The 23,093-nt window shown below is 39.7% G+C and carries 16 protein-coding genes and 1 other annotated feature; of the genes, 5 read left to right on the top strand and 11 right to left on the bottom strand.

Translation table 11 applies throughout. The annotated features are described in order from the left end of the window. Window positions 1-4 precede the first annotated feature (4 nt). From MHI60_RS14360 to MHI60_RS14350, 3 genes are all read right to left on the bottom strand, one after another. Window positions 5-7,021 carry a DNRLRE domain-containing protein gene (locus MHI60_RS14360; protein WP_144484704.1) on the bottom strand — a complete coding sequence of 2,339 codons (7,017 nt, stop codon included), beginning with the start codon at window positions 7,019-7,021 and terminating at the stop codon, window positions 5-7. Window positions 7,022-7,189: 168 nt separating this feature from the next. Then, window positions 7,190-7,933 (bottom strand): BPU family class D beta-lactamase, encoded by a 744-nt coding sequence (blaBPU, locus tag MHI60_RS14355; RefSeq protein ID WP_342502690.1) that lies wholly within the window; start codon window positions 7,931-7,933, stop codon window positions 7,190-7,192. A gap of 170 nt (window positions 7,934-8,103) precedes the next feature. Further along, window positions 8,104-9,267, bottom strand: a complete 1,164-nt coding sequence (locus MHI60_RS14350) for an acyl-CoA dehydrogenase family protein (RefSeq protein WP_106025827.1) — start codon at window positions 9,265-9,267, stop codon at window positions 8,104-8,106. A gap of 144 nt (window positions 9,268-9,411) precedes the next feature. On the opposite strand from MHI60_RS14350, the gene MHI60_RS14345 reads away from it, so the two are divergent. The 4 genes from MHI60_RS14345 to MHI60_RS14330 are packed head-to-tail and all read left to right on the top strand — an operon-like array spanning window position 9,412 to window position 12,454. Then, window positions 9,412-10,176, top strand: coding sequence for an amino acid ABC transporter ATP-binding protein (locus tag MHI60_RS14345; protein ID WP_186437303.1), 765 nt, complete (start codon window positions 9,412-9,414; stop codon window positions 10,174-10,176). Next, on the top strand, window positions 10,173-11,033 hold the full coding sequence (locus tag MHI60_RS14340) for an amino acid ABC transporter substrate-binding protein (protein WP_144484710.1): 861 nt from the start codon (window positions 10,173-10,175) through the stop codon (window positions 11,031-11,033). The genes MHI60_RS14345 and MHI60_RS14340 overlap by 4 nt, the downstream gene beginning before the upstream one ends. Then, the gene (locus MHI60_RS14335; RefSeq protein WP_144484712.1) at window positions 11,030-11,728 is read left to right on the top strand and encodes an amino acid ABC transporter permease; all 699 of its coding nucleotides are present in this window, start codon (window positions 11,030-11,032) and stop codon (window positions 11,726-11,728) included. The genes MHI60_RS14340 and MHI60_RS14335 overlap by 4 nt, the downstream gene beginning before the upstream one ends. A gap of 12 nt (window positions 11,729-11,740) precedes the next feature. Continuing rightward, window positions 11,741-12,454, top strand: coding sequence for an amino acid ABC transporter permease (locus tag MHI60_RS14330; RefSeq protein ID WP_144484714.1), 714 nt, complete (start codon window positions 11,741-11,743; stop codon window positions 12,452-12,454). A gap of 35 nt (window positions 12,455-12,489) precedes the next feature. Here the strand turns inward: MHI60_RS14330 and MHI60_RS14325 are convergent, their stop codons facing one another. The 6 genes from MHI60_RS14325 to MHI60_RS14300 all read right to left on the bottom strand — a co-directional run bounded on the left by MHI60_RS14325 (window position 12,490) and on the right by MHI60_RS14300 (window position 19,640). Beyond that, complete coding sequence (locus tag MHI60_RS14325; protein ID WP_041086351.1) at window positions 12,490-13,320, bottom strand: manganese catalase family protein; 831 nt, start codon at window positions 13,318-13,320, stop codon at window positions 12,490-12,492. Window positions 13,321-13,446: 126 nt separating this feature from the next. Next, window positions 13,447-14,487: a 2,3-butanediol dehydrogenase gene (locus MHI60_RS14320; RefSeq protein WP_017358082.1), complete on the bottom strand. Its 1,041-nt coding sequence runs from the start codon at window positions 14,485-14,487 to the stop codon at window positions 13,447-13,449. 70 nt (window positions 14,488-14,557) lie between these two features. Beyond that, a complete protein-coding gene (locus tag MHI60_RS14315) occupies window positions 14,558-15,778 on the bottom strand; it encodes an MFS transporter (protein ID WP_144484716.1) in 1,221 nt (406 codons plus the stop codon). A 53-nt stretch (window positions 15,779-15,831) separates the two neighbouring features. Then, window positions 15,832-16,072 (bottom strand) — a binding site (T-box leader). Between the two features lie 77 nt (window positions 16,073-16,149). Then, entirely contained in the window at window positions 16,150-16,899 is a 750-nt protein-coding gene (locus tag MHI60_RS14310) for an SDR family oxidoreductase (protein WP_144484718.1), read from the bottom strand. A gap of 129 nt (window positions 16,900-17,028) precedes the next feature. Then, window positions 17,029-18,192 carry an iron-containing alcohol dehydrogenase gene (locus MHI60_RS14305; protein ID WP_144471181.1) on the bottom strand — a complete coding sequence of 388 codons (1,164 nt, stop codon included), beginning with the start codon at window positions 18,190-18,192 and terminating at the stop codon, window positions 17,029-17,031. Continuing rightward, window positions 18,189-19,640, bottom strand: coding sequence for an alanine/glycine:cation symporter family protein (locus MHI60_RS14300; RefSeq protein WP_186437314.1), 1,452 nt, complete (start codon window positions 19,638-19,640; stop codon window positions 18,189-18,191). The genes MHI60_RS14305 and MHI60_RS14300 overlap by 4 nt, the downstream gene beginning before the upstream one ends. 139 nt (window positions 19,641-19,779) lie before the next feature. On the opposite strand from MHI60_RS14300, the gene MHI60_RS14295 reads away from it, so the two are divergent. Next, entirely contained in the window at window positions 19,780-20,673 is an 894-nt protein-coding gene (locus MHI60_RS14295; protein ID WP_144484722.1) for a LysR family transcriptional regulator, read from the top strand. 135 nt (window positions 20,674-20,808) lie between these two features. Here MHI60_RS14295 and MHI60_RS14290 read toward each other — a convergent pair whose 3' ends face one another. Both MHI60_RS14290 and MHI60_RS14285 read right to left on the bottom strand, forming a co-directional pair. Then, the gene (locus MHI60_RS14290) at window positions 20,809-21,927 is read right to left on the bottom strand and encodes an ABC transporter permease (protein ID WP_144484724.1); all 1,119 of its coding nucleotides are present in this window, start codon (window positions 21,925-21,927) and stop codon (window positions 20,809-20,811) included. Then, window positions 21,920-23,086, bottom strand: a complete 1,167-nt coding sequence (locus MHI60_RS14285) for an ABC transporter permease (protein WP_144484726.1) — start codon at window positions 23,084-23,086, stop codon at window positions 21,920-21,922. The genes MHI60_RS14290 and MHI60_RS14285 overlap by 8 nt, the downstream gene beginning before the upstream one ends. Window positions 23,087-23,093: the final 7 nt, after the last annotated feature.

The raw sequence follows: 23,093 nt of genomic DNA, 5'->3' as shown, positions 1-23,093 counted from the left end.
TCCTCTAATGTTTTAATCTAATTTTATGGGTGAATTTCTTTTTCCCTCTAGGTGTGTATTCTGCGGTAGGGAAGGGCGTTGATTTAGCATGACTCCTCAACGAATATTTCCGTCCATCTTTGGTCATTGTAATGACATTTCCATTATGAACAGATTTTTTCCATCCTTGTCTTCTAAGATTTTTTTCAAAATCCCTCTTACTTACATTTGTAGAATAATTCTTAGTTCTTGAACCTTTTTTAGTAACATCTCTATAACTAGAATACGTTCTTTTTGCTTTAACTTTCTTCCTTGAAAGTTTATAGGACTTCTTCCCAGTACTAAATACTTTTTTCGCTCCCTTTAACTTTCCACCACCCAAAAATCCTGATGCGGCTGCTACCGCCACACCCTTCCAACCTTTTCCTGATTTATGTGCTTTGTATCCATCATATACCGCAAATCCTGCATTGACAACAAACCATACCCAATGGCCGTCTGGGTCTACATTCATGACTGGGTTGTTGTTTCCATAGGTATATCCGTTTTGATCTAGTGCATCTCCATCGCTTCCTGGGTCTGGGTCAAGTGATAGGAATACACCGTTTCTCGGTTCATAGTAGCGTGCAATTAAATAGTACAGTCCTGTTTCTTCGTCGAAGCGGTAACCAGCATAGCGATATGGGTTTCCTTTTACTTCTTCATCTTCTTTTACTTTAGTTGGAACGCCCCATGTATCATATTCGTACTCGGCGACGATTTTTCCTGCACTATTTGTGATGGCTATGACATCACCGTGTGCATTGTAGTGATAGAAATATTTGTTTCCATTTTGTGTGAATGCAAGGAGTTGTCCACTCTCACCGTATGTGTATGCTTTTGTGACTTCGTTGTCTCCATCTGTTTCGTATAAAACATTCAGGCTGTCGCCGTCATAAAAGTAATTGGTGACTTTTCCATTCACTGTTTTTTGAATTCTGTATCCACGCTCATCATATTTGTAAGTGACAAATGGCTTGTCTTCGCCTTTTTTCTTGATGGCCGTTATGTTATCTTCTGCATCCCATTCATAAAGGAATTGTCCGTCAGACGTTCGGTTGCCATTTTTGTCATAAGTTAAAGTCTCATCATTTACCTTTGTCAGTTGGTTCATGATGTTGAATGATGCGTTGATTGTTTTTTTAGTGCCATTTTTTTCAGTCGTAACTGTTTTTCTGTTTCCAAACCCATCATATGTGTACTCAATGACCGTGCCATCTGGATGAGTTTCTTTGATCAATTGATCTAATTTTCCATATTCATAACGAATCTTCCCGTTGGTGCCTTTTTCAATCGTTATTCTGTTTCCACTTTGATCATATTCGTAAGCTTCGTTTAAGATCGTTGCCCCTTGGCTTGTTCCAATGTGCAAATCGTTGATTAAATTGCGCTCATCATAAGCAAAGCTAGCACCACTGCCGTTACCTGTAATAAAGGACTGAACATTTCCATTTTCATCATAATCAAACGAATACGTAGAACTCGAATCCTTCATCTGCGTCATTTGATCAAGCTTATTGTAACTGAATTGGTTCGTTCCTTTTTGATTTCCGTGTGTCCACTCAAAGGATTTTAGTTTATCTGAATCGGCTGGATACGTCCAAGTTTGGCTGCTGCCACGCTCTGTTAACTTTGTGATGCGGTTTTGTTGGTCGAACGTTCTGTTTTTGGTTGTGTTTTGTTCTTTGTTAACAACCGTTGTTTCGTTTCCGTTTTTATCATAGTTAAAGTTATATTTTTCTGTCCCATTGTATGACTTGGATTTCACTCGGTCTGTTCCATCATACGTGAGAGACACTTCATGTCCATTTGCAGAAATGGTTTTGATTAAGTTGCTATTCGCATCATATTCACTTTTCAACACATTTCCTAATGGATCAATGGTTTTTGTCAATTTGCCCATTAGATCGTATTCGAATTGATACGTCTGATCTGACTCTGCACGAATGGTTTTCGACTGTTCATTGCCCTCTTTATCATACGTTCTCACAATGGATGTCCCGTTAGATAAAGTGATTTTCTTCAGCTGATCAGCCTGGTCATATTCGAATGTTGTTTTTTCGCCTTTCGCATCTGTGTCAGAAAGTTTTTTGCCTGTTTCATCGTAGGTAGATTGAGATGAGTAACCAAGCTCATCCTCTTCTTTAACTGCATAGTTCCCTTTTTCGTCGTAAGTGGTTTTCGTTAAAAGACTTCCTTCTACTAGACGAATATCGTCAAACCAAACCGTTCCAGTCGCGCTTTTTTGGAAAACAATCTGAACGTCGACTTTTTTCAATGGTTTTGTTTTTGGTATGACAACCGCCGCTCGGTTCCACTCCTGTGTACCGGTTGGGAATTTCGCATTAAACGTTCCTGTTGTGCCATCTGTATACGTAACGGACGCTTGAAGTGAGTAGTCATTTTCACTTGAGGCTTTGACATTTTCAGCCTTAGACATCCCAGTCAATGTGACATACACAGATTGATCATTTTCACTTTGTTCAATTGGTACAGATTGTTTATAGATGACATTCGCTTGAGATGAAGTGGTTCTGGTCATTTTTAACGAAACGTCATCGTTAAAGCCTTCTTCATTATCTAATGAACCACCTGTTCCGCTCCAGCTTGTTGTTTTATCCGTAAAGGAATTATTTTTGACTGGATTATAGCTTGATGAAACTTCGCCTTTTTCTAGCTGAATCTCATCGAACCAGGCTTTTCCTTTTCCAGCCTTATCACGATGATCCACTTCCATATAGATCACAGCTTTGCCTGCATGAGATGGCGTCGTAAACGAAACTTGGCGTTTTGTCCAATCGTTTTTGCCTGATAATGTGCTGTAGCCGTTGCTGATCCATTGAATTCGTTTATTGTTTGTATCTCTTAAATCAATGTTAAAAAATGCTCTTGCTTTCGTTAGCTCTGTCTTTATTTTCCCACTCAGTGTATACGTCGTATTTGGCTCTAGTGTTACTTCTTGTGTAGCCGAAGAATAGCCAAGTTCTGTTCCTTCAGTTGTCGACTGTGAACTGACCTCTAATACTCTGCCGCCAGATAACGGACCACTTTTTCCAGCTGTCTGCGCTAATTTCCCGTCATCCTTAGATGCTGTAAGCTTCCAGCCTGTTAGCGTATCTTCAAAACTGCCATTTTTTAATATACTCGCACCTGCAGCAAGTTCTTTACTCGTTTGTACCAAATTCCCGTACGAATCATAAATACTTGCTGAAGACATATTTCCACTTTGATCCGTTTCAGATACAGCATCTAATCCATCGTAGGCGATATCTGTAATATCTCCTTCTGTATCTTTCACTTTAGTGACATCATTATTTTTGTTATACTCGTAGGTTTCTGTCCCGTAAGCATCTTTCGCCTGAATGACGTTGCCATTTTTGTCATACGAATAGCTTTCTGTAGCTTTTCCTTTCTCTACATCATTTGGGTCAGTTTCTTCTACGATTTGGTTGCCTTCATATTTGGTTTTAGTGGTGATCTTAAGCCCTTCCGCATCATCTACAACTTGAATTGGATTGGCTGCTTCGTTATACGTATACTGTATTTTTCGCCCGTTTGGCTGCGTTAGCATGAGTGTCTTTTTAGATAAATCATATGCATACTCAAAGGTTTCTTTTTTTGCATTGATTGCCTTGACTAAACGATGATTTTCATATTGATATTCTGTAAAAACAGGCTGATCTTTTGTACTGTTTTGAGAGAATTGTTTAATCAATCTGCCTTCTTTATCGTATTCATATGAGATACTTGTTCCATCTGAATCTATGACTTTCGTTAGTAAACCTGCATCATACTCATATGAAAGCTTTTTCCCTTTTGGTCCTTGAACCGAAATGATATGACCATCTTCATCATAATCCATTATTATTTTTCGGCCAGATGCATCTTCCATTGAAGTGAGCTGATTGTTTTCGTTATATTTGTATGTCGTTGTATTTTTATGTCCATCTACAACCTTGGTGATTTTCCCACCATTTTTACTAAAGTGTGCAAAGGTTTGATCCTTCGTTTTTAACATGTATTCATCTTTTGATTCCGTTAGTTCAAGGAAAATACCTGTTGGTGGTTGATACGTTCCATCTGCTTTTTTTGTAAAAACATGAGTTGTGGCATCTTCATCAAGATAGATGACACCTTCTTTTGTTGGCGTGATACTCGTTTCTACATCTGCGTACCACCCTTGACCAAACAGGTGGTCAGCTGCATCTAAACTATTGTACGTTCGACCCATTCCAAGTCCTGGTCCTCTTCCATCAATCGACATTTCTTCTTCACTGACAATCACATTCCCAGTTGCACCATTAAGCTGGCCGTCTGGTATATCAATAATCGACCAGTAATCCTCTGATCCAAGGAATTCGGCCCCTTCATGGAATGTCGGGTTAAAGGCTGGTGTCGGAATGGTTTCTCCATTTGCATCGTAGGCGGAAAGGGTAAAGGAGTAGTTCTTGCGTCCTTTATAATTTCCATTTGCATTTTCATATACTGGTGATGGGTCTAGCGCTAATTCTCCGCCCTTTCCATCTGTATGAAGCACATATTTCCCACTTTTAATTTCAGCAGGAGTTGGCCAAATATTCTTGTTTTGTGTTGTCCAATGATCGACATCACCAACATCAAATGATTGATATGCCTTACCATTATAGATGTTAATTTTATATCCTTTTGCATTTTTCACTTTGTCCCAATGTAAATTGAAATAACCTGTTTGGCTCTCTTTAGTATTTGTATAAGCATATCCAGATAAAGCTTTCGGTCTAGATAAATCAGGTAAAGTTGGTCCAGCTGGCGGTGAAGCAATGGCTTCTCCATCTTTATTATAGGCAATCACTCTGAAGGAATAATGTTTTTGAGCCGCATCTCCTCCAGCATTCTTGTAAGTCGCACCAGGATGAATTGGAAGCTCCGCCCCTTTTCCATCTTGCAGGTGCAATGCATATTTACCCGCTTTAATCTCAGCAGCTGTCGGCCATACTTTTTTCCCTTTTGTTGACCATGAAGTTTGATTCCCAAGATCCAATGTCTCATAGCTTTTCCCATTAAACATTTGTATTTTATAACCGGTCGCACCGGAAACTGAATTCCAAGAAAGATCAAAGTAACCAGTTGCATTATTATTATTGAATCCTTTTGTACTAGGTGCTTTCGCTCTAGCCACATTCGGCACGACAGGTTTTACTTTTGCTGACATTGCGCCTTCACCTTGGTCAAAAATCGCACTTACAGCTACCCAATAATTTTTACTTGTCGCATAATTGCCACCTGAGTTTTTGTAAACTGGGGAAGGATCAACTGCTAATTCAGTTCCACCTTTTCCGTCTAAATGAAGTTTATATTTTTTAGCAGCAATCTCGCTTGCTGTTGGCCATATATTCTTTCCTTTTGTACTCCATGATGCCACATTTCCAACTGAAATGGCTTCATACTCTTTTCCGTTGTATAACCACACTTTGTAGCCTTTTGCACCAGCTACCTTTTTCCAACTTAAATTGAAGTAGCCTGTACCATTTCCATTACTAAAACCTTTTACAGTTGGTGCATTTGCTTGTGGAATGGTATACGTTACTTCAATGACTGGTTTATTGGTAGAGTTTGTTGATGAGATTATTTTTTTCCAATGGTCTTGCCCATTTCCATTTGCATGTAATTTAAAACCATAGTTAGCTGTTCCGGTATTCCAAGCTTTGATGGTTGATGTCACATCATAGCTCGCCCATTGTCCTTTATATACATTGGCTTTGCCGATGTTTTTAGAGCTTGGTTTATTGTTCCACGTTAGTTTTGTATGATCATAGTTGGCATTCACTGTATCCAGCCAAAGGCCAGTAGCCTTCGTCCCGTAATATGAATGAGCAACATATGTTTTGAGCGTCGCTTTCGTTACATTCATATTTTGAATCGGTTTGAATGAGTTAAACTTCATGAACGCATAGTTTGTACCAGTTGTTTTATCGTAATAACCTGTTTTGAGTACATAACTTTTAAGTTTAGCGTCCCATTTTTGCGTAGAGGATGAATAATTTGTTGTTGGGTACTTACTCATGATAAATGTGTCTGCTGATACAGATAAAGAAGTCGAAGGATCGATAGACACAGGATAAACTCGTTCAGGATCTTTGAGCCATTTTTCATCTGCTGTCACATGAAGTAAATAGCCATCGTCTTCTTTTTCTAATTTAAAGCTCACATCTTCTGAGCGAGCCACTTCTCCTGACTTTTCATCTAAATTAGAATCAGTCATAAACGGTTTCGGGACTTGAAAAATGGTCCGTTTTTTCTGATCGTAAAATGTAATAGAACCGTCTTCCTCAATTTCCCCAGTTAGATCTGTCCTTATTTTAAATGTAAATGAATTGTAGCCATCATATTGATTGAGTACAATATCTTCCTTGATGTTTTCATTAAAGGTGAATGATCGTAAATCTATATTTGGAAATACCTCTTCATATGTAAGCTCGTTGGTGTTCTCTTTAAATTGTGCAGAGGTATCTTTGGAATTGATTTCTGATTTATTTTTCCCTGAAGCTTTTAAAATTGAAAATTCAATTTGATGCTTCTTGTGTTCAAATGTCGCATAAAGTCCTTGTTTCATTTGCTTTTGAAAAGTAGTTTCTAATTTCGCATTTTCTGTTTCTATTTCTTTTTTCGAGATCGTCTTTAATTCTGGAGAGATGTCCTCCCATTCAGCATCTGGAGCCTCTTTAATATGAATAGGATCAGGATAAACCTCTTGTGTAAATACACCCTCTCCTTCATAAAAAAGTTTGCTGTTTTCTGTTCTTTCTGAAAGAACTTCTCCGTCTTTTCCAATTTCATCTTCGTCAACGCCTGCCATTTCCAGGGCTTTTGAATCATCAAACTCTTCTAAGCTGTTATGACTTGATTTTGTATTTTTGTCATGTTCTTCTGCAAAAATATCAGAAGGTAACATTGATAAAAGCATCACAAAGGCTAGTAGTGCCGCGATATTCCTTTTCCATTTTACTTTTCTTTTTAAGTTCATATTAATCTCCTTATCATATATTTGTAACATTTGTAACATTACGCCATATATAATAATACATTTGAAATGATACTTCAATATATTTCTATAAATATATCGTTCTTTCAAACTAATCCATATATCATCAACTTATCTATATATCCCCTTTTTCACACATAAAAAAGCACCCTAAACGGATGCTTCAATCAAATGATATTTTTTCAAAATACGATAGGTAATTTCTTTTGCTTCTAGTCCGGTGCCTTCGATATTTGTGGCGAAGATGTAGGTTTTGTTTTCATGTTTGATGAAGCCTGCGTACCAGCCGATGCCTGAGCCGGAGCCTGTTTTTCCGTATAGGGTGGCATGTTTCTCTTCTTCTTGGATCATCATTCGTTTGACGGTTCTCATGACAGACAGGTCAAATGGGAGACTTTCTTCATATAGCTGTTTAAGAAAATGGACTTGTTCTACTGGAGATATTCGTAACGTACTGCTTAACCAAAATTGATCGATTCCGCCAGATATGTCTTCATTTCCATAATGAATGGCTTTCACCCAATGGCTCATGCGTTCTTCCCCGATGTCACGTGCCATGGCTTGATAGTACCAGACGACTGAATCTCTCATGCCAGAGCCCAGTGTATGATCCTTATTCCAGTTTTCAATCTCTCTTTTTACTCCGTCCCAATATTTGATGTCATATTCATCTCTCACTGCGCCTGTTTGGAGCCCGATGAGGGCATTGGCCACTTTAAATGTCGATTGTGGTGCAAAGCGCTCGTTCGCTCTTTTTTTGTTATACACCCATGGCGATTTTTCTTTTACTTCTTGGATGACAAATGTGCCTTCCCGGTCTTTCATGAATTCATCTACTGACCACGCTGGAGATGTTCCCTCACTTGATGAAGGCTGGCCGATACAAAGTGCCATCAGCATGAAGCCTGAAAACAGCCATTTCATATGCTTTTTCTTCAAAAAAATCTCTCCTTTTCCTATGATTTCTATTGATTGTAGCATGCCTGGGCGATGAGACATAAGGTACGCTTGTCCTCTTTTCTGCCAAATAAAAAAAGCCGGTTTCATCCGGCTTTCTGATCAGATTAGCTTTCTTTTTTCTCTTCAATGGCCTGCTTCGCGATTTTTGAAATCGTCATATCATCCATTGGCGGGTTATGGAGTCCAGCCCGGATATCTCGATAGTAACGCTGAAGCGGACAGCCAAGGCTCAAGCTTTTTGCACCGACTAAACGCATGGCTTTATCAACCACTTGCAGACTATGATTGACGACTGTATGCTTCACAGCACCGAATTCATTGATTAACAGCTCTCTTTTCTCTGGCTGTTCATATAATGTTGTCGTTGAATAGATGACGTGGCGTGCTTGCTTTAGTAGTAAATCAATTTCGCCAATCAGTGTTTGGACATTCGGCAGGTCACTTATCGTTCCGCTGATACTGTTCGGTGAATGGGTGATGGCATACTGAACAGCATAGTCTCTTGCCGCTTGTGCAATTCCTAAATAGCAGGAAGGAATATGTGCGATCCAAGGGTTTAACGTACCGCCCCGAGGTCCTTTTTGCACTTCAACAAGCATATCATCTGAGACCACAACCTGATCTAAGATTAAATCATGGCTTTCTGTTCCTCTCATGCCGACAACATCCCAAGTTTCTTCTATAGAAACACCTTTTGTATCACGGTGAATTAAGAAGAATCCCATGGCTTCTTTTTCTTCGATCCATACGCCAACTAAAAAGTATGTGAGAGCTGGTGACATCGTTGTGAAAATTTTACGTCCATTGATCACCCAGCGATCACCTGATTTAATCGCTGTTGTTCCAGGCTTACCGCCTCTTGTTGGGCTGCCTGTCTGCGCCTCACTCACAGCGCGGTTGACAAGGGCGCCCTTCTTCACTTCTTCCGCAAAGAATTGCAGCTGCTTCTCATTCCATAGTTTCTTTTCATAAATTTCACCTACAACCCCTTGGTGCCAGCCGATCGATAAGGCAGTCGCTCCGTCCATGCTGCCAAGCGTTTCTTGAAATAGAACCATATCCGTTACAGATTGACCCCCGCCTCCATATTCAGCGGGAAGAGACAAGGTTGTATATCCCATGTTTACTAATGATTCGATATTTTTTTTAGGAAAATAAGCGCCTTCATCATGTTTTTTTGCGTTTTGTTCGATCGTTTCACGAAGAGATTCCAGCTGATTAAGCCATGTTTTTTGAAAATCGGTATCGACAAATAATGCTTTAGACAAAACGTATCCAACTCCTCTGTTTCTCACAATCTATGATATCTCATTTTTCCAATCGGAATGAATAAAACACACTTTACTTATAGGATTTAATGTGTTAAATTTTATCAATATTAAGTACATCTGTCAAAGGAACGTGATGCTTTTATGATCTCAGCTACTAATCTACATAAATCTTATGGGCAGACCCATGTGTTAAAAGGCATTGATTTCACTGTACAAGAAGGTGAAGTGGTCGCAATTATTGGACCGAGCGGATCAGGAAAAACAACACTTCTCCGCAGTTTAAACAGCCTCGACATTCCAGACAAAGGAGAGCTGACTGTTGGAGAAGCCACGATTCAATTTGAACGATATCATAAAAAAGATCTATTAAAACTAAGACAGCAATCTTCCATGGTATTTCAGCATTATCACTTGTTTCAAAATAAACGCGCACTTGAAAATATTACAGAGGGATTGATTGTGTCCCAAAACATGTCTAAAAAAGAAGCAGAAAAGGTTGGAGAGCAATTTTTAGCGCGGATTGGACTGCTTCATAAAAAGGATGCATTTCCGAGTGAATTATCTGGCGGCCAGCAGCAGCGGATTGGAATTGCCCGCGCTCTTGCGATGAATCCTGCGGTGCTTTTGTTTGATGAACCAACGTCCGCACTGGACCCCGAGATGGTCGGAGAAATCCTTGAAATGATCAAAGATATTGCGAGCCAAGGGATGACGATGGTCATTGTGACGCATGAAATTTCGTTTGCAAAGGACGTAGCGGATACGGTGATCTTTATGGCAGATGGAGAAATCGTTGAAAAAGGCTCACCAGAAGCCGTCCTCATGAAGCCTCAGCATGAACGAACAAAACAATTTTTATCCAGGATTCATCGCGGAATGTGGCAAGGATTGGAGGAAGACATATGAAGCAAAAGACAGCATTCATGACAGCTGGTGTCCTTCTGATTCTCCTCTCTCTGATTGGCTGCAGCAGTGTGAAAACAACAACAGATGATGGAAAACAAATTGTGAAAGTCGCACTGAGTGCAGAGGTCAATCCACCCTTTTTAGCCACAAATGAACGAAACGAACCGATTGGCTATAACATTGATTATTTAAATGAAGTGGAAAAAAGACTTCCGCACATACATTTTGATTACATATTTGGCGAGGAAGAATCCAATTTAATTGGTGTTGGCGCGGGGAAGTTTGAAATGGCAGCTAATTGGTTTTTCAGTAACCCTGAACGCGAAAAACGGTTTCTTTACCCTAAAGTTCCGTACGGCTATTCGATGACAGGTTTAATTGTGAATGAATCAAACCGGGATATTCAATCGCTTGACGATATGACATCAAAAAAGCTCGCTCCTGTCAGTCCCAGCGGCGGATTGCGTTCCATATTAAATCAATATAATGAAGAACATGATCCAGATATTCCGCTGACAACCATTGAAAGCCCTTCAAATGAACTCAACTTAAAGCGTGTTGAAAGCGGACGATCCGATGCGGCCTTTATGAATATTTCGACCTTCGATACCATTCAAAAGCATCTGAACCTAAAGGTCAAAGTGGGCGGCATTGTGTCAAAGGAGCCGATCTATCTTGTCTTACAGCCAAGTGAGAAGCAGCTTGCAGCAGATTTGGACCGAGTTACACAAGAGATGATCGATGATGGAACACTGCCTAAGCTTGCGAAAAAGTGGTTTGGGGTTGATTTCTTTCAAGATATTGACTACATCTCAGAGCAAGGCTATCAATATGAAGAAAGGAAGGAAGCGTCATGACGTTTACAGCTGGAGATTGGCTGCGCATTTTTTTACAAGTGCTTGAACGCCTGCCACTCACTTTTCTCATTATTGCGGTGTCATTGTTTTTCGCCATCATAATAGGGCTCTTATTTGCATGCATTCGTATAAAACAAATCCCAGTGCTGAAGCAAGTGGCTGTTATTTATTTATCTTTTACACGAAGTACGCCATTAATTGTTCAGTTGTTCTTGATTTATTTTGGACTGCCCCAGCTTTTACTTGTGGCAGGGATTCAAATCAATCATTGGGATCGTGTGCTATTTGTGATGATGACATTCTCTTTACATACTGGCGCTTATTTATCTGAAGTCTTTCGCAGTGCGTATTCATCAGTTGGGAAAGATCAGCTGGAAGCCGCCTACATTGTTGGGATGACAGATACGCAGGCTTTGATCAGGATCATTATCCCGCAGGCCTTTCTCATTGCCCTGCCAAACCTCGGAAATTACACCATTGATCTCGTGAAAGACACGGCGATTGCCTTTACGATCGGGCTCATCGATATGATGGGACAGGTGAAGATTATCTTAGGGAACAACTACGGAATCGGCATGTTTGAAGTGTATGTAATCATTGCGATTGTGTACTGGCTCATTTGTATGAGCATTGAATTAGTCACCATGCTGCTTGAAAAGAAATTTGTAAAAGGCCGCACCAGTCTGTCACGTTAAGGAGGCGATTAGATGCAAACCATTGATATTCCATTTGCGATTGACCAAGTACCACATATTCTAAAAGGTGTTCCTTTCACCTTATTAATTGCACTTGTTTCCATGGCTGTGAGTCTTGTGATTGGATCTATTTTTGCTTTCATTCGTCTCTTTCGCGTCCCTGTACTTAGGCAGCTCGTCACGCTCTACGTCTCCTTTTTTAGAGGAACGCCGCTTATTGTTCAATTGTTCGCTTTCTTTTATGGGCTTCCTTTTGTTCTAACTAGTATGAGCGGCATATTCGGACTGACCTTTCATCCGGATATGGTCTCCCCATTAGCTGTTGCCCTCATTACCTTTAGCCTGCATTCAGCCGCTCATTTAACAGAGGTGGTCCGGAGTGCACTTCTCGCAGTAGACAAAGGGCAGCTTGAAGCGGCAAAAATTGTAGGTATGACAACTAGGCAAGCGATGCGGCGCATTATTTTGCCGCAGGCATTTGTTGTGGCCTTACCGAACCTAGGCAATCAGCTCGTTCAGTTATTAAAAGCGACATCTCTTTCGTTTACAATTGGGGTACTCGAAATCATGGGTATTTCCCGGATCATTGCAAATGACGGCTATCAGTTTTTAGAAACTTATCTCGTCTCTGCTTTGATCTATTGGATGCTGAGCATTTTCTTTGAATTAACTTTTGCATTATTAGAGAAACGTGTCAGCGTATACGGCAGAACTCTCGGACGTTAAAAAGTCGATCAGGCACAAAAACCTGATCGACTTTTTTATTCACCCTTTTTTGGTGTGTTAAACAGTTCTTTTGGTGCGGGTTTGAGCTTTGGTGCTGAGCCGAATACGACAGGTGCAGAAATATATCTGAACTCTCCTTTTCCATCCATGCTGCGCCCATGTGCCCATCTGCCTTCCTTGCTTTCTTCCCCTCTTGAGAAGTTAAACAAGTCATAGGATACTTGCTGTTTTTCTAATGAACGAGGGAAGGTGGTTGGTACGACGACATCCCCTTCTCGCTCTTCTAATTCCTTAATTGCGGCAAGCCACATATTTTGATGATAAGTATCACGAGCAATGAGAAAGGAGAGCATATCCTTGACCCCACGGTCATCTGTCATTTCGTAAAGCCTTGTAACCTGAAGTCTCCCTTGTGATTCTGCATTTAAATTGGCCCTGAAATCCGCCATTAAATTTCCGCTTGCAATGATATACTTAGCATTCCACGGATACCCTTGACTATCCGCTGCCATTGCCCCTAAACCGGCAACAATTGCATGCTGCGGGTTCATTCCACCCATGACAGCTGCAAGTGCTGGATCGCTTTGATACGCCTGTTCCTGTTCTTTTACCGGTGCTTTATCAAGCAGACGTGCGATCATCGTCGCCAGCATTTCGACATGGCCAATTTCCTCTGTACCAATATCAAATAATAAATCCCTATATTTTTGGTCTGCCCGGCAATTAAAGCCTTGAAATAAATATTGCATCATCACGCTGATTTCACCATATTGACCGCCTAATACTTCTTGCAGCTTTTTCGCGTAAAGCGGATCAGGCTTTGAGGGCTTTGCTTCATATTGCAATTCTTTGATGTGATAAAACATGATGTCATCTCCCTTATCATGAAACATCTTTTCAATTATCACTATTCAACCGCAGCTCTCATTATGAAAATGACCTGATCACATAAAAAAAGAGAATGGCTTATGCCATTCCCTTTGTTATCTTACTTATTCAGCACTGACTAAAATTTTCACTTGATCTTTTTCATTGATTAAAGCATGGAAGCCATCCTCGATCACATCGTCCAGCTTGATTTTTTTCGTGACGAGTGTGTCTGCAGAGAAATAGCCTTTTCTCATTAAGTTTAATACAGATGGGAATACGTCTCTGTAGCCGATAATTCCTTTCACTGTACGTTCTTTAATGACAATATCGTTCGGCATAATTTCTGCGCCTTTTTCCCAAATGCTTACAATGACAGTTTCACCTGAAATTCTAGTTGATTGGATTGCTTGCTTCAATACAACAGGTACACCTGTCACTTCAAAAGAAACATCGACGCCACCGTTTGTACGGCGTGCGATTTCTTGAACAACATCTTCATATTGAGAAGGATCTACAATGATCGCTCCAAGCTCTTTTGCTTTCTCTTGGCGCTCTTTTGATAGTTCAACTGCATAAATATCAGTAGCACCAGCTGCTTTTAATGCTTCAATGACAAGTAAACCAATTGGTCCGCAGCCAAACACAGCCGCTGTATCCCCAGCTTGTACTTTACTAGAACGTACCGCATATAAAGCAACTGCAGAAGGCTCAACAAGCGCGCCTTGCTCATAGGAGATTTCGTCTGGTAATAAATGAAGTAATTCTTCATCAACTGATACATATTCAGAGAATCCACCGCCGCCTCCGGCAAGTCCTAAAAAGCCCATGTTTTCATCTAAATTATAAGCACCTTGATGCCCGTGAGTTGCAAAAATAGGTTCAACAACCACTCGATCGCCTACTTTATAATTGCTCACGCCTTCTCCTACTTCAACAACTTCACCAGAGAACTCGTGTCCGAGCGTAATGGGTGCTTTTTCCTTTGTAAGTGGATGAGGTTCATTCACAGGAATGAAGATCGGTCCGCCCAAATATTCATGTAAATCACTACCACAAATGCCGCACCATTTTACTTTAAGTTTCACTTTTCCTGGAGCAACTGTTGGTTCATCAATTTCCTCTAGTCGAATGTCTTTTTGATCGTGCCAGCGTAGTGCTTTCATTTGTAAGACTCCTTTTCTCATCAATTTAATTAACTTACTTAAATAATGATAACATAATTTTTTTAATTTTCTAAGTAGGATGCACTATTTTTTTGACAGTCAATGGACGAAAGATGACAAAACATAGCAATAGACAGATCAGAAGCATACATATACACCCAATAATGACGGAAATTCTGATCGATAAAATATGAGCGAGTCCGCCGAATATTCCTGTCATGATCATCGTCAGAATGGCTTCAACCAACGCATAAAAGCTGGCTACCCTCCCCATCACCTCTACCGGAATATTCGTTTGATAGAACGTCATAAAGCCTGTGTTCGCAAATGCTAAAAAGAAGGCTAATATAAAAAATCCACCGGCGGCTGCAACTAGACTGCTGGAAAATGCATAAATAAGATAGCCAAACGCCACAAACAAACTGCCGATTCCAAGCATCAGCGAAACTGACAGCCTTTCGACAATGACCGAATTAAGACTTGCCCCTGCGATGATACCCGCTCCAGCTATACTGACAAGAAGGCCGTATTCTGTATCAGTCAGCAATAATACTTCTTTTGCAAAGGCTGTTTCAAGTGAGTCAATGGCCGTAGGAAGGACCGATATCGCCGCACTAAATAATAAATATACCGCCATGATCTGGCGTGACGTCAGACTAAATTGCAGAACAAGCTTTGCATCCTCTTTTAACATTGAAAGGGAAAACCCCTTTTGTCCAGAATCTGTTTTGAGCAAATTCGGTAAACACATCGTTAACAAAGCAGATATCAACAGGCAGATGGCATTTACATAAATTGAAAGAACAGGAGTCCCGATTAGAAAGAGCAGACCAGCGGCGGCGGGCCCAAGTAAAAATCCACCGGATTGTAATAAAGAGCGAATGGCATTAAACCGTTTTCGGTTATCGGCTGGGATTAGTCCTGTCATATACACCATCGACGCTGGATGAAACATCGCTTGTGCCATCTGTATGAAAAACACCATGACATACAGAATGAGCAGATGTCCTGAGAATAAGGCAAAAGGGATGCATGCAATGAGCAGAGCGCGGGTAATATCTAAACTAATCATCACATTCCGCTGATTCAGCCTGTCTATCAAACTGCCAGACCAGCTATTGGTCAAAAGAGCAGCAGCCGGTCTTAGTAAATAAACTGCTGTTACAGCAAGTACAGAGCCCGTTTCTTGAAAAATAAGCAGATGGAGGGCAATCATATAAATCCACTCTCCTATGTTTGCAATCCCGATGGCTCCAAGCAAAATACTCATATCCCGCCAATGTTTTTTCATCATGGTCCCCCCTATTTGTCATAAAAAAAATCCCGCCCCCAAGACATTTCTGTCTTGAGGACGGGATTTACTCCGCGTTGCCACCTCAGTTCATTCATCTGTTGCCAGATGAACCTTAGCGGGTGATCATTCACCCTTCTCTGTAACGGGAGAAGTTCGCTGCACCACCATCCGAGGGAATTCGGTGCAGAGCTAAGAGGCTTGGTTCCATCATGCTTCCCAGCTCCTTCTCAGCTTCACGGAGTTCTCTGTGTGGGGCAGCTATGATGTACTCTTCTCTATTCGCGCTGTGTTACTTATTTTCACGACCTTCAGCTGAATTGTTACATATTGTACTGCGCCTCGATCAAAGCGTCAATGTTTTTTTTATGTTAATCCGCATAAATCATTTTTCTAGTCATGCCGCCATCTACGACTAAATCTGTGCCGGTCACAAATTGATTGTCTTCATCAGTTAAATAAAAACAGGCTTTCACAATATCCTTTGGCGTGCCGACTCGATTGGAAAGATGCTGCTGATGGTCAATTTCTCGAAGACTTTTCTCATCTTTCGTTTCAATCCATCCAGGGGAAATGCTATTCACCGTAATGTGATCCTGACTAAAAGAAACCGCCAAAGCATGAGTAAGCGCGGAAATGCCGCCTTTTGATGCAGCGTATGCTTCTGTATGAGGCTCTGACATGGTCGCGCGGGTAGATGAAATGTTCACAATAGACCCGCCTTTTGGATTTTCTTTTATATAACGTGCTGCTTCTCTTGCACATAAAAAAGTCCCTCTTAGGTTCGTTTGTAACACACGATCCCACTCATCGACCGTTACTTCATAAGGCGATACAGTACACATGACACCAGCATTATTAATGAGAATATCAATCGTTTTAAAGCGCTCTGCCGCAAACGACATTAAGTGTTGAATATCCTTTTCTTGTGTCACATCTGTTTTCTTAAAATAAACTTCTAACGATTCTTTTTTTAGCTCTTCCTCCAATCGCTTCCCCTTCTCTTCATCTATATCTGCAAGCACCACTCGCGCTCCTTCTTTTGCATAGCCCCAAGCGATCATTTCACCAATTCCATTGGCTGCACCTGTGATGACGACCGTTATATTGCGAAAGTTCATCGTTTATCCAATCCTTTCTCCATCAGATGTTGTCATCATACCACTCTTATATAGACGATACATAGTCACATGAAACATAAAAGAACACCCTCCAAGTGATCGTGTCATAGGAGGATGTTTCTTTGGAATTCATTGATCAAAAGCAGCTTTTAAAATGTCTAAGTAGTCGGCTTTCGTAACGGTACGAACATTGCTTGATGTAGAGCCGTTTTGTTCTGCTAATTCAGCCACTTTTTCAAAATCTTCTTCTTTTACATAAGATAAATCTTTTAGTGCTGGAATACCTAAATTTTTTGTAAAAGTATACATGCCATCAATTAATTTTTGAATCGCCACATCATCTGAATCCGTTTTATCTGCAAAGCTCATTATTTTGGCAAGCTCTGCGTGTAACACCTTGTTTTCAGCTGCATTGAATTGCATGACATAAGGCAAAAATACCGCGTTTGCGATACCATGAGGTGTATCATAAAGACTGCCAAGAGCTTCTGCTAAGCAATGAACGGCCGCGACATCAGCTGAACCGAAGCATAAGCCGGCTAGTAAACTACCTTCTTGCATTTTGTATCTTGCTTCTAGATCAGAGCCATCTTCATATGCTGCTGGTAAGTATTTTACAATGGTCTCCATTGCACTTGCACCCATTGCTTTTGAAATAGGATTTGTTACTTTACAAGAATAGCCTTCAATAGCATGTACCAATGCATCAACGCCTGTTGCGGCTGTTATGCTTTTTGGCACCGTTAATGTAAGAGCTGGGTCTAAAATCGAAATGGTTGGCCGAAGCAAGGCATGTTTTAATGTGATTTTTTTATGTGAAGCAGCTAACGTGATGACAGATGAACGTGTTACCTCAGAGCCAGTACCAGCCGTTGTTGGAATACAAATTAGTGGAGATAGATTAGCATATGCCTTCTTCCCTGATATATAATCTTCAGGAATGCCGCCATTTGGACCTAATAAAGCAATTGCTTTCGCCGTATCCATTGGACTTCCGCCACCAATCGCAATAACCGCTGATGCTTGTTCTTTTCTAAAGAGCTCTGCACCAGCTAGACATTCATTATCTCTAGGGTTTGGAGATACTTGATCAAATACAAATACAGAATAACCTGCTTCCTGCAAATACGCTTCAATAGGCTGAACGAGCCCTGCGTTTCTCACACCAGAATCTGTCACAATCATCACTTTGGCACCTGGCAATAAAAGATCCTCCACTATAGATCCAATTTCTTTTGACTGATCAGTCCCCATCATTATGTTTGTTTGGCAATGATATTCAAAATTCCTCATGATTTTTCTACTCCTTCATTTAAGTTTGTTGAGTGAGCCGTTTGTTTTTCTGCTCCCCACCACTCTATTTCTTTTAAACCTGGTATGCTAGATGCATAAAAGACTGGATTTTTGCCTAACAGCCTTTGTTGAATATAATCATCTAAAGCGGCAAAAGCATATTTTCCTAGGATAGCAATTGCAATCAAATTGACGATTGCCATAATGGCCATCGACAAGTCGGCCAACGTCCAAACGATTTGTAAGTTGGCCACAGCTCCAAACATGATCATCAATAATACCATGATTCGATACGTCAATAACGCTGTTACACTATTATGGATAAAACCGATATTGGCTTCACCATAATAGTAGCCTCCTACAATAGAACTAAAAGCAAAAGTAAATATAGCAAATGCTAAGAAAATACTAGCCCAAGATCCAAAATGCTGTGCCATTGCGGCTTGTGTAATTTCGATACCAGATAATTCACCTGCTGTTTCTACTGTCGATAGCATAATAATAAAGGCTGTACAGCTACAAACCACTAATGTGTCAAAAAATACACCTAACAATTGAACAAATCCTTGTTTTACTGGATGCGTAACATTGGCGGCAGCAGCAGCGTTTGGTGCACTACCCATTCCTGCTTCATTTGAAAAGAGCCCCCGTTTTACACCGTTCATTATCGCAGCACCAATGCCGCCTCCAACGATTTGTTCTAATCCAAATGCACTTTTCATAATACTTGCTAATGCTGCGGGTACAGCACCGATATTAGTGACAATCACATAAAGTGCTAAAATGATATAAAATGCCGACATAATTGGCACAATGATTTGTGTAAAATTAGCGATTCGCTTCACACCACCAAAAATAATGCAAGCTGTAAAAATTGTGACAAATAGCCCCATGGCAATCGGACTGATCCCAAATGAATACTGAAAGGCATTTGTAATTGTATTCGTTTGTACAGCGTTAAAAATTAAGCCGAAACTAAGAATAACAGAAAAGGCAAAAATCCTACTTGGCCATTTCAATCCGAATTGCTTTTGAATATAGTAACCAGGGCCTCCTTTAAATCCGTCATTTGTTCTCACCTTATAAATTTGTGCCAGTGTACTTTCGACAAATGCAGAGGCTCCTCCTAAAACGGCTGCAAACCACATCCAGAAAATAGCTCCAGGACCACCAACAGTGATAGCAATCGCAACGCCTGCCATATTTCCAGTACCAATTCTTGTAGCAGCTCCAATAAAAAAAGCTTGCATAGATGAAATTTCATGACTTCCCTTTTTGGTTTTGGGTGCTTTTTCAAAAATAGAACGGAAAATCTCTTTTAGTAAGACAATTTGCATAAATTTCATTCTCACTGTAAAGTAGATTCCTATGCCTATTAACATGAATACTAAAATATATGTCCATAAAAAATCATTCACTGAATTAACAATCACTTCAAACAAAGCCATCTCCCCTTTGTAAATCTGAATATTTGAAATAACAAAAGATTGCAAGCGCTTACTTTTATGATAGTGAAAATGTTATGATCTATCTATAGAAGTTTTCTGATTGTATCAATCGGCTCATCCGATTTAGGGAGGTTTGAAGTTGGAAATCAAACAACTGATGATGTTCCAAACAGCATCAAAAGTATTAAACTTTACAAAAACTGCACAAATGCTTGGTTATGCTCAATCTAGCATCACAGCAAATATTGTGGCATTGGAAGAAGAGCTAGGAACGCCTCTATTTGAAAGGCTTGGAAAAAGGGTGATCTTAACAGAAGCTGGCAGACAATTTCAACATTATACAGATGAAATTTTAGGCTTAACAGGGGAAGCATTAGAGGCTGTTGGTGGGATGAATGAGCCAAGCGGCATTTTGAGAATATGTGCATCTGAAACACAATGTACCTACCGGCTTCCTCATATTTTAACGGACTTTCAAACCAAGTATCCAAAAGTGGAACTGATCTTCCGCCCAGGAATAGCGGAAAAGGATGTCTTAACTCTATTACTTGAAGGACAAATTGATGTCGCCTTATTATCCATGAATCCTGTAGTATCCTCACATTTACTTGTAAAAGAATTAAAAGATGAACCGATGGCCATTGTATGCTGCCCAACAAATCCTTTGAGCAAAAAACAAAAAGTATATCCCATTGATTTAAACGAGCAACGATTGTTGTTAACTGAAGAATGTGATTATCGCTACGCCTTCGAACACTCATTAACACAGGCAGATGCAAAACCAAGAAGTAAACTAGAATTAGCAGATGTAGAAGCCATAAAAAAATGTGTAATGGCAGGCTTAGGAATCGCTGTACTTCCTGAAATTTCTGTAAAAAAAGAAATAACAGAAGGCAATATCATCAAAATCAACTGGATGGAACCCTGTTTCTCAACGAAGATTCAACTATTTTGGCATAAAAACAAATGGATGTCCCCTGCTTTAAAGGCATTTGTGGATTTAACAGAGGATTATATCCTTTTAAACGGGTAATATGAGCATTTTTCTATTCCTTTCATTGCCGCGCCTCCAGAAAATACTGAAGAGTGATTGTATACAAAATCCCTCTATAGCTATATAGAGGGATTTAGGCTTTTTAAAAGGTAAAAGTAATTTCTTACAAAGAGATTAATAGGATCGGATATTTTTCAAACCAATCACCATAAAAACAATCGTAAAAGCAGCTAAAACTGTTATGTCTAATAATAAGATAGTGTGATTGACAGTACCGCTCATAATCTCACCAAAACCAGACATCATCCATGTTTGCGGTATAGCCAACGAGATCTTCTTCATCATGTCTGGAACGATATCTAATGGCCAATAAATACCGCCTAGCATGCAAGTTCCTACTATGATAATCGCACTAAATACTTCAGCTTGCTTTTTTGTATGAGATAAAGTGGCAATCATAAAACCTAAACTCACGACTAGCCCTATAACAAATGATCCAAACACAAGAATATGAATCAAGTCGCCTAAGTACATTTGAAAGAACACAGATAAGACGGTCAAAAGAACACCCAGTTGTAGCCATCCAAGGAGGAAATAAGCCATTAAATAACCAAGCAGCACATATATTTTATGAATTGGACTCGAAAGCAATCTTTGCCAAGTATAATCTTTATACTCTAAATGAATGGATGATACAGAGCTTGAAATCGCAAACATCATAAACATAATAGTAAAGCCAAGCGGTATTAAATTCGGTTGCTGGCTTGCCTCACCATCTTGATTTTTTTCAACCAATGAAATGGAGCCAGATTCATTTAACTTGTTTAAAGCATTGGTGAGAGAAACACTTTTCTGCTCTTTCACACCCTGAATGATTTGATAAATGATGGCCGCTGTCTCTTTTAAATAGGGAGATAAGACAGCATATTCCTCAGTTTTCTTATAAACTGTCACATCAAAAATCTCTTTATCTTTCAGATGGGACTTTAACGGGTTTGCGACTTTCACAGACGCAATGACCTTTTCTTCAGATACTAAATCTTTCGCATCGCTTTCAGTCGCCTTTACCCAGAGAAATTTGGTGTTTTTTTCGAGAATTTGAAAAATTTCTTGATCCAGTTTACCTTGACTGGGCTCTAGAATAAAAGCAACTGTCGGTTTCTTTGTATCAGATGCGGTACTACCAAAGATAAAACTAAATACGATTGGCATCACAAATAAAAAAATGAGGGTCAATGGGGACTTTAATGTTTCTTTTAACTTTAACGTTATAATGGCTAATATTTTATGCATAACGATGCTTCCTTTCAAAAGACATTCTTAATAAAGCAATGATGAAGAAGGCTAGTCCCATCCCACAGCTAAGTAATAATCCGTTTTGAATTTCACTAAAATCAGCACCTGCCATACTTTTCAAAAACATTTGAAGTGCAAGAGAATTAGGTAAAAAATAGCTGATATCAATCACCCATTGTGGGAATAAGTATAAGGGCACCATACTCCCGCCTAAAGCAGCTAACACTTGAGTGCCTAAAATCCCCACACTGTTAAACGTTTTTTCTCTTTTGATAAAAGAACCAATCAGCACCCCGAACCCCGCAGCATTTAATATAAAACTACATCCGATCATCCCAACAGTAAAAGGCTCTCCCCAGTTCACCTTAAAGACTAAACTAGTAAATAAAATAATGACCGCAAGTTGAATCATACTCATCAAAACAATACCCAATAACTTCCCAACGATGTAATTCGTATTGCTTAATTTTGATACAATCAGCCTTTTATAAACATCTTCCTCTTTTTCCTCTATCATACTTCCTACTAGAAAAACAACAGTCATTAATAAAAAAAGCACCCCCATCCCGCCTGCGTAGTATTGGAAGGATGTAATCGGCTGGCTGTTGATATGAATATTCCTCTCGTTCACAAGTTCTTTTTTCAGTTGATCAGACGCGATTTCCACTTCTTTACCTTGATTCAAGGGCACCAGAATACGATTCATATGATAATTTTGAAAGAATTGCAAAACTACATTCTCCAGAACCATTTCCTGTAAATTTGAATTAGGCCCTTTCAAAATATTCAATTGCACATGATCATGATTCAATAGGCTTTTTTCAAAATTCGGCTTGATGATTATCCCCATTGTAATGTCTCTACTATTTAAATCTTTCTCCAGCTGATTTTTCGAGGTGACCTTCACATCAAATATGTCACTTAGTTCACTCTTAGACAATGTTGAAAGAAACATTTTACTTGTAGCGGACTTATCTTGATCTGTTATTCCTACTCGAAATGAATTGATCCTGATTTCACTATCTTTCTTCATGTTATCTCCAAATGCTGCACCTAAAATAGCAATTAATATGATAGGCATAAAAAAAAGTGTAAAAAAGCTTTTCTTATCCCTAAAAAACAATAATAGATCTTTCAGTACAACCCAAATGCTCATATGCTCA

Origin of the sequence: Bacillus sp. FSL K6-3200 (genome assembly GCF_038630485.1) — a bacterium.
Taxonomy (GTDB): Bacteria; Bacillota; Bacilli; order Bacillales; family Bacillaceae; genus Bacillus; species Bacillus safensis.
The sequence above is the reverse complement of the archived record's forward strand: the minus strand, read 5'-3'. Positions and strand labels throughout refer to the sequence as shown.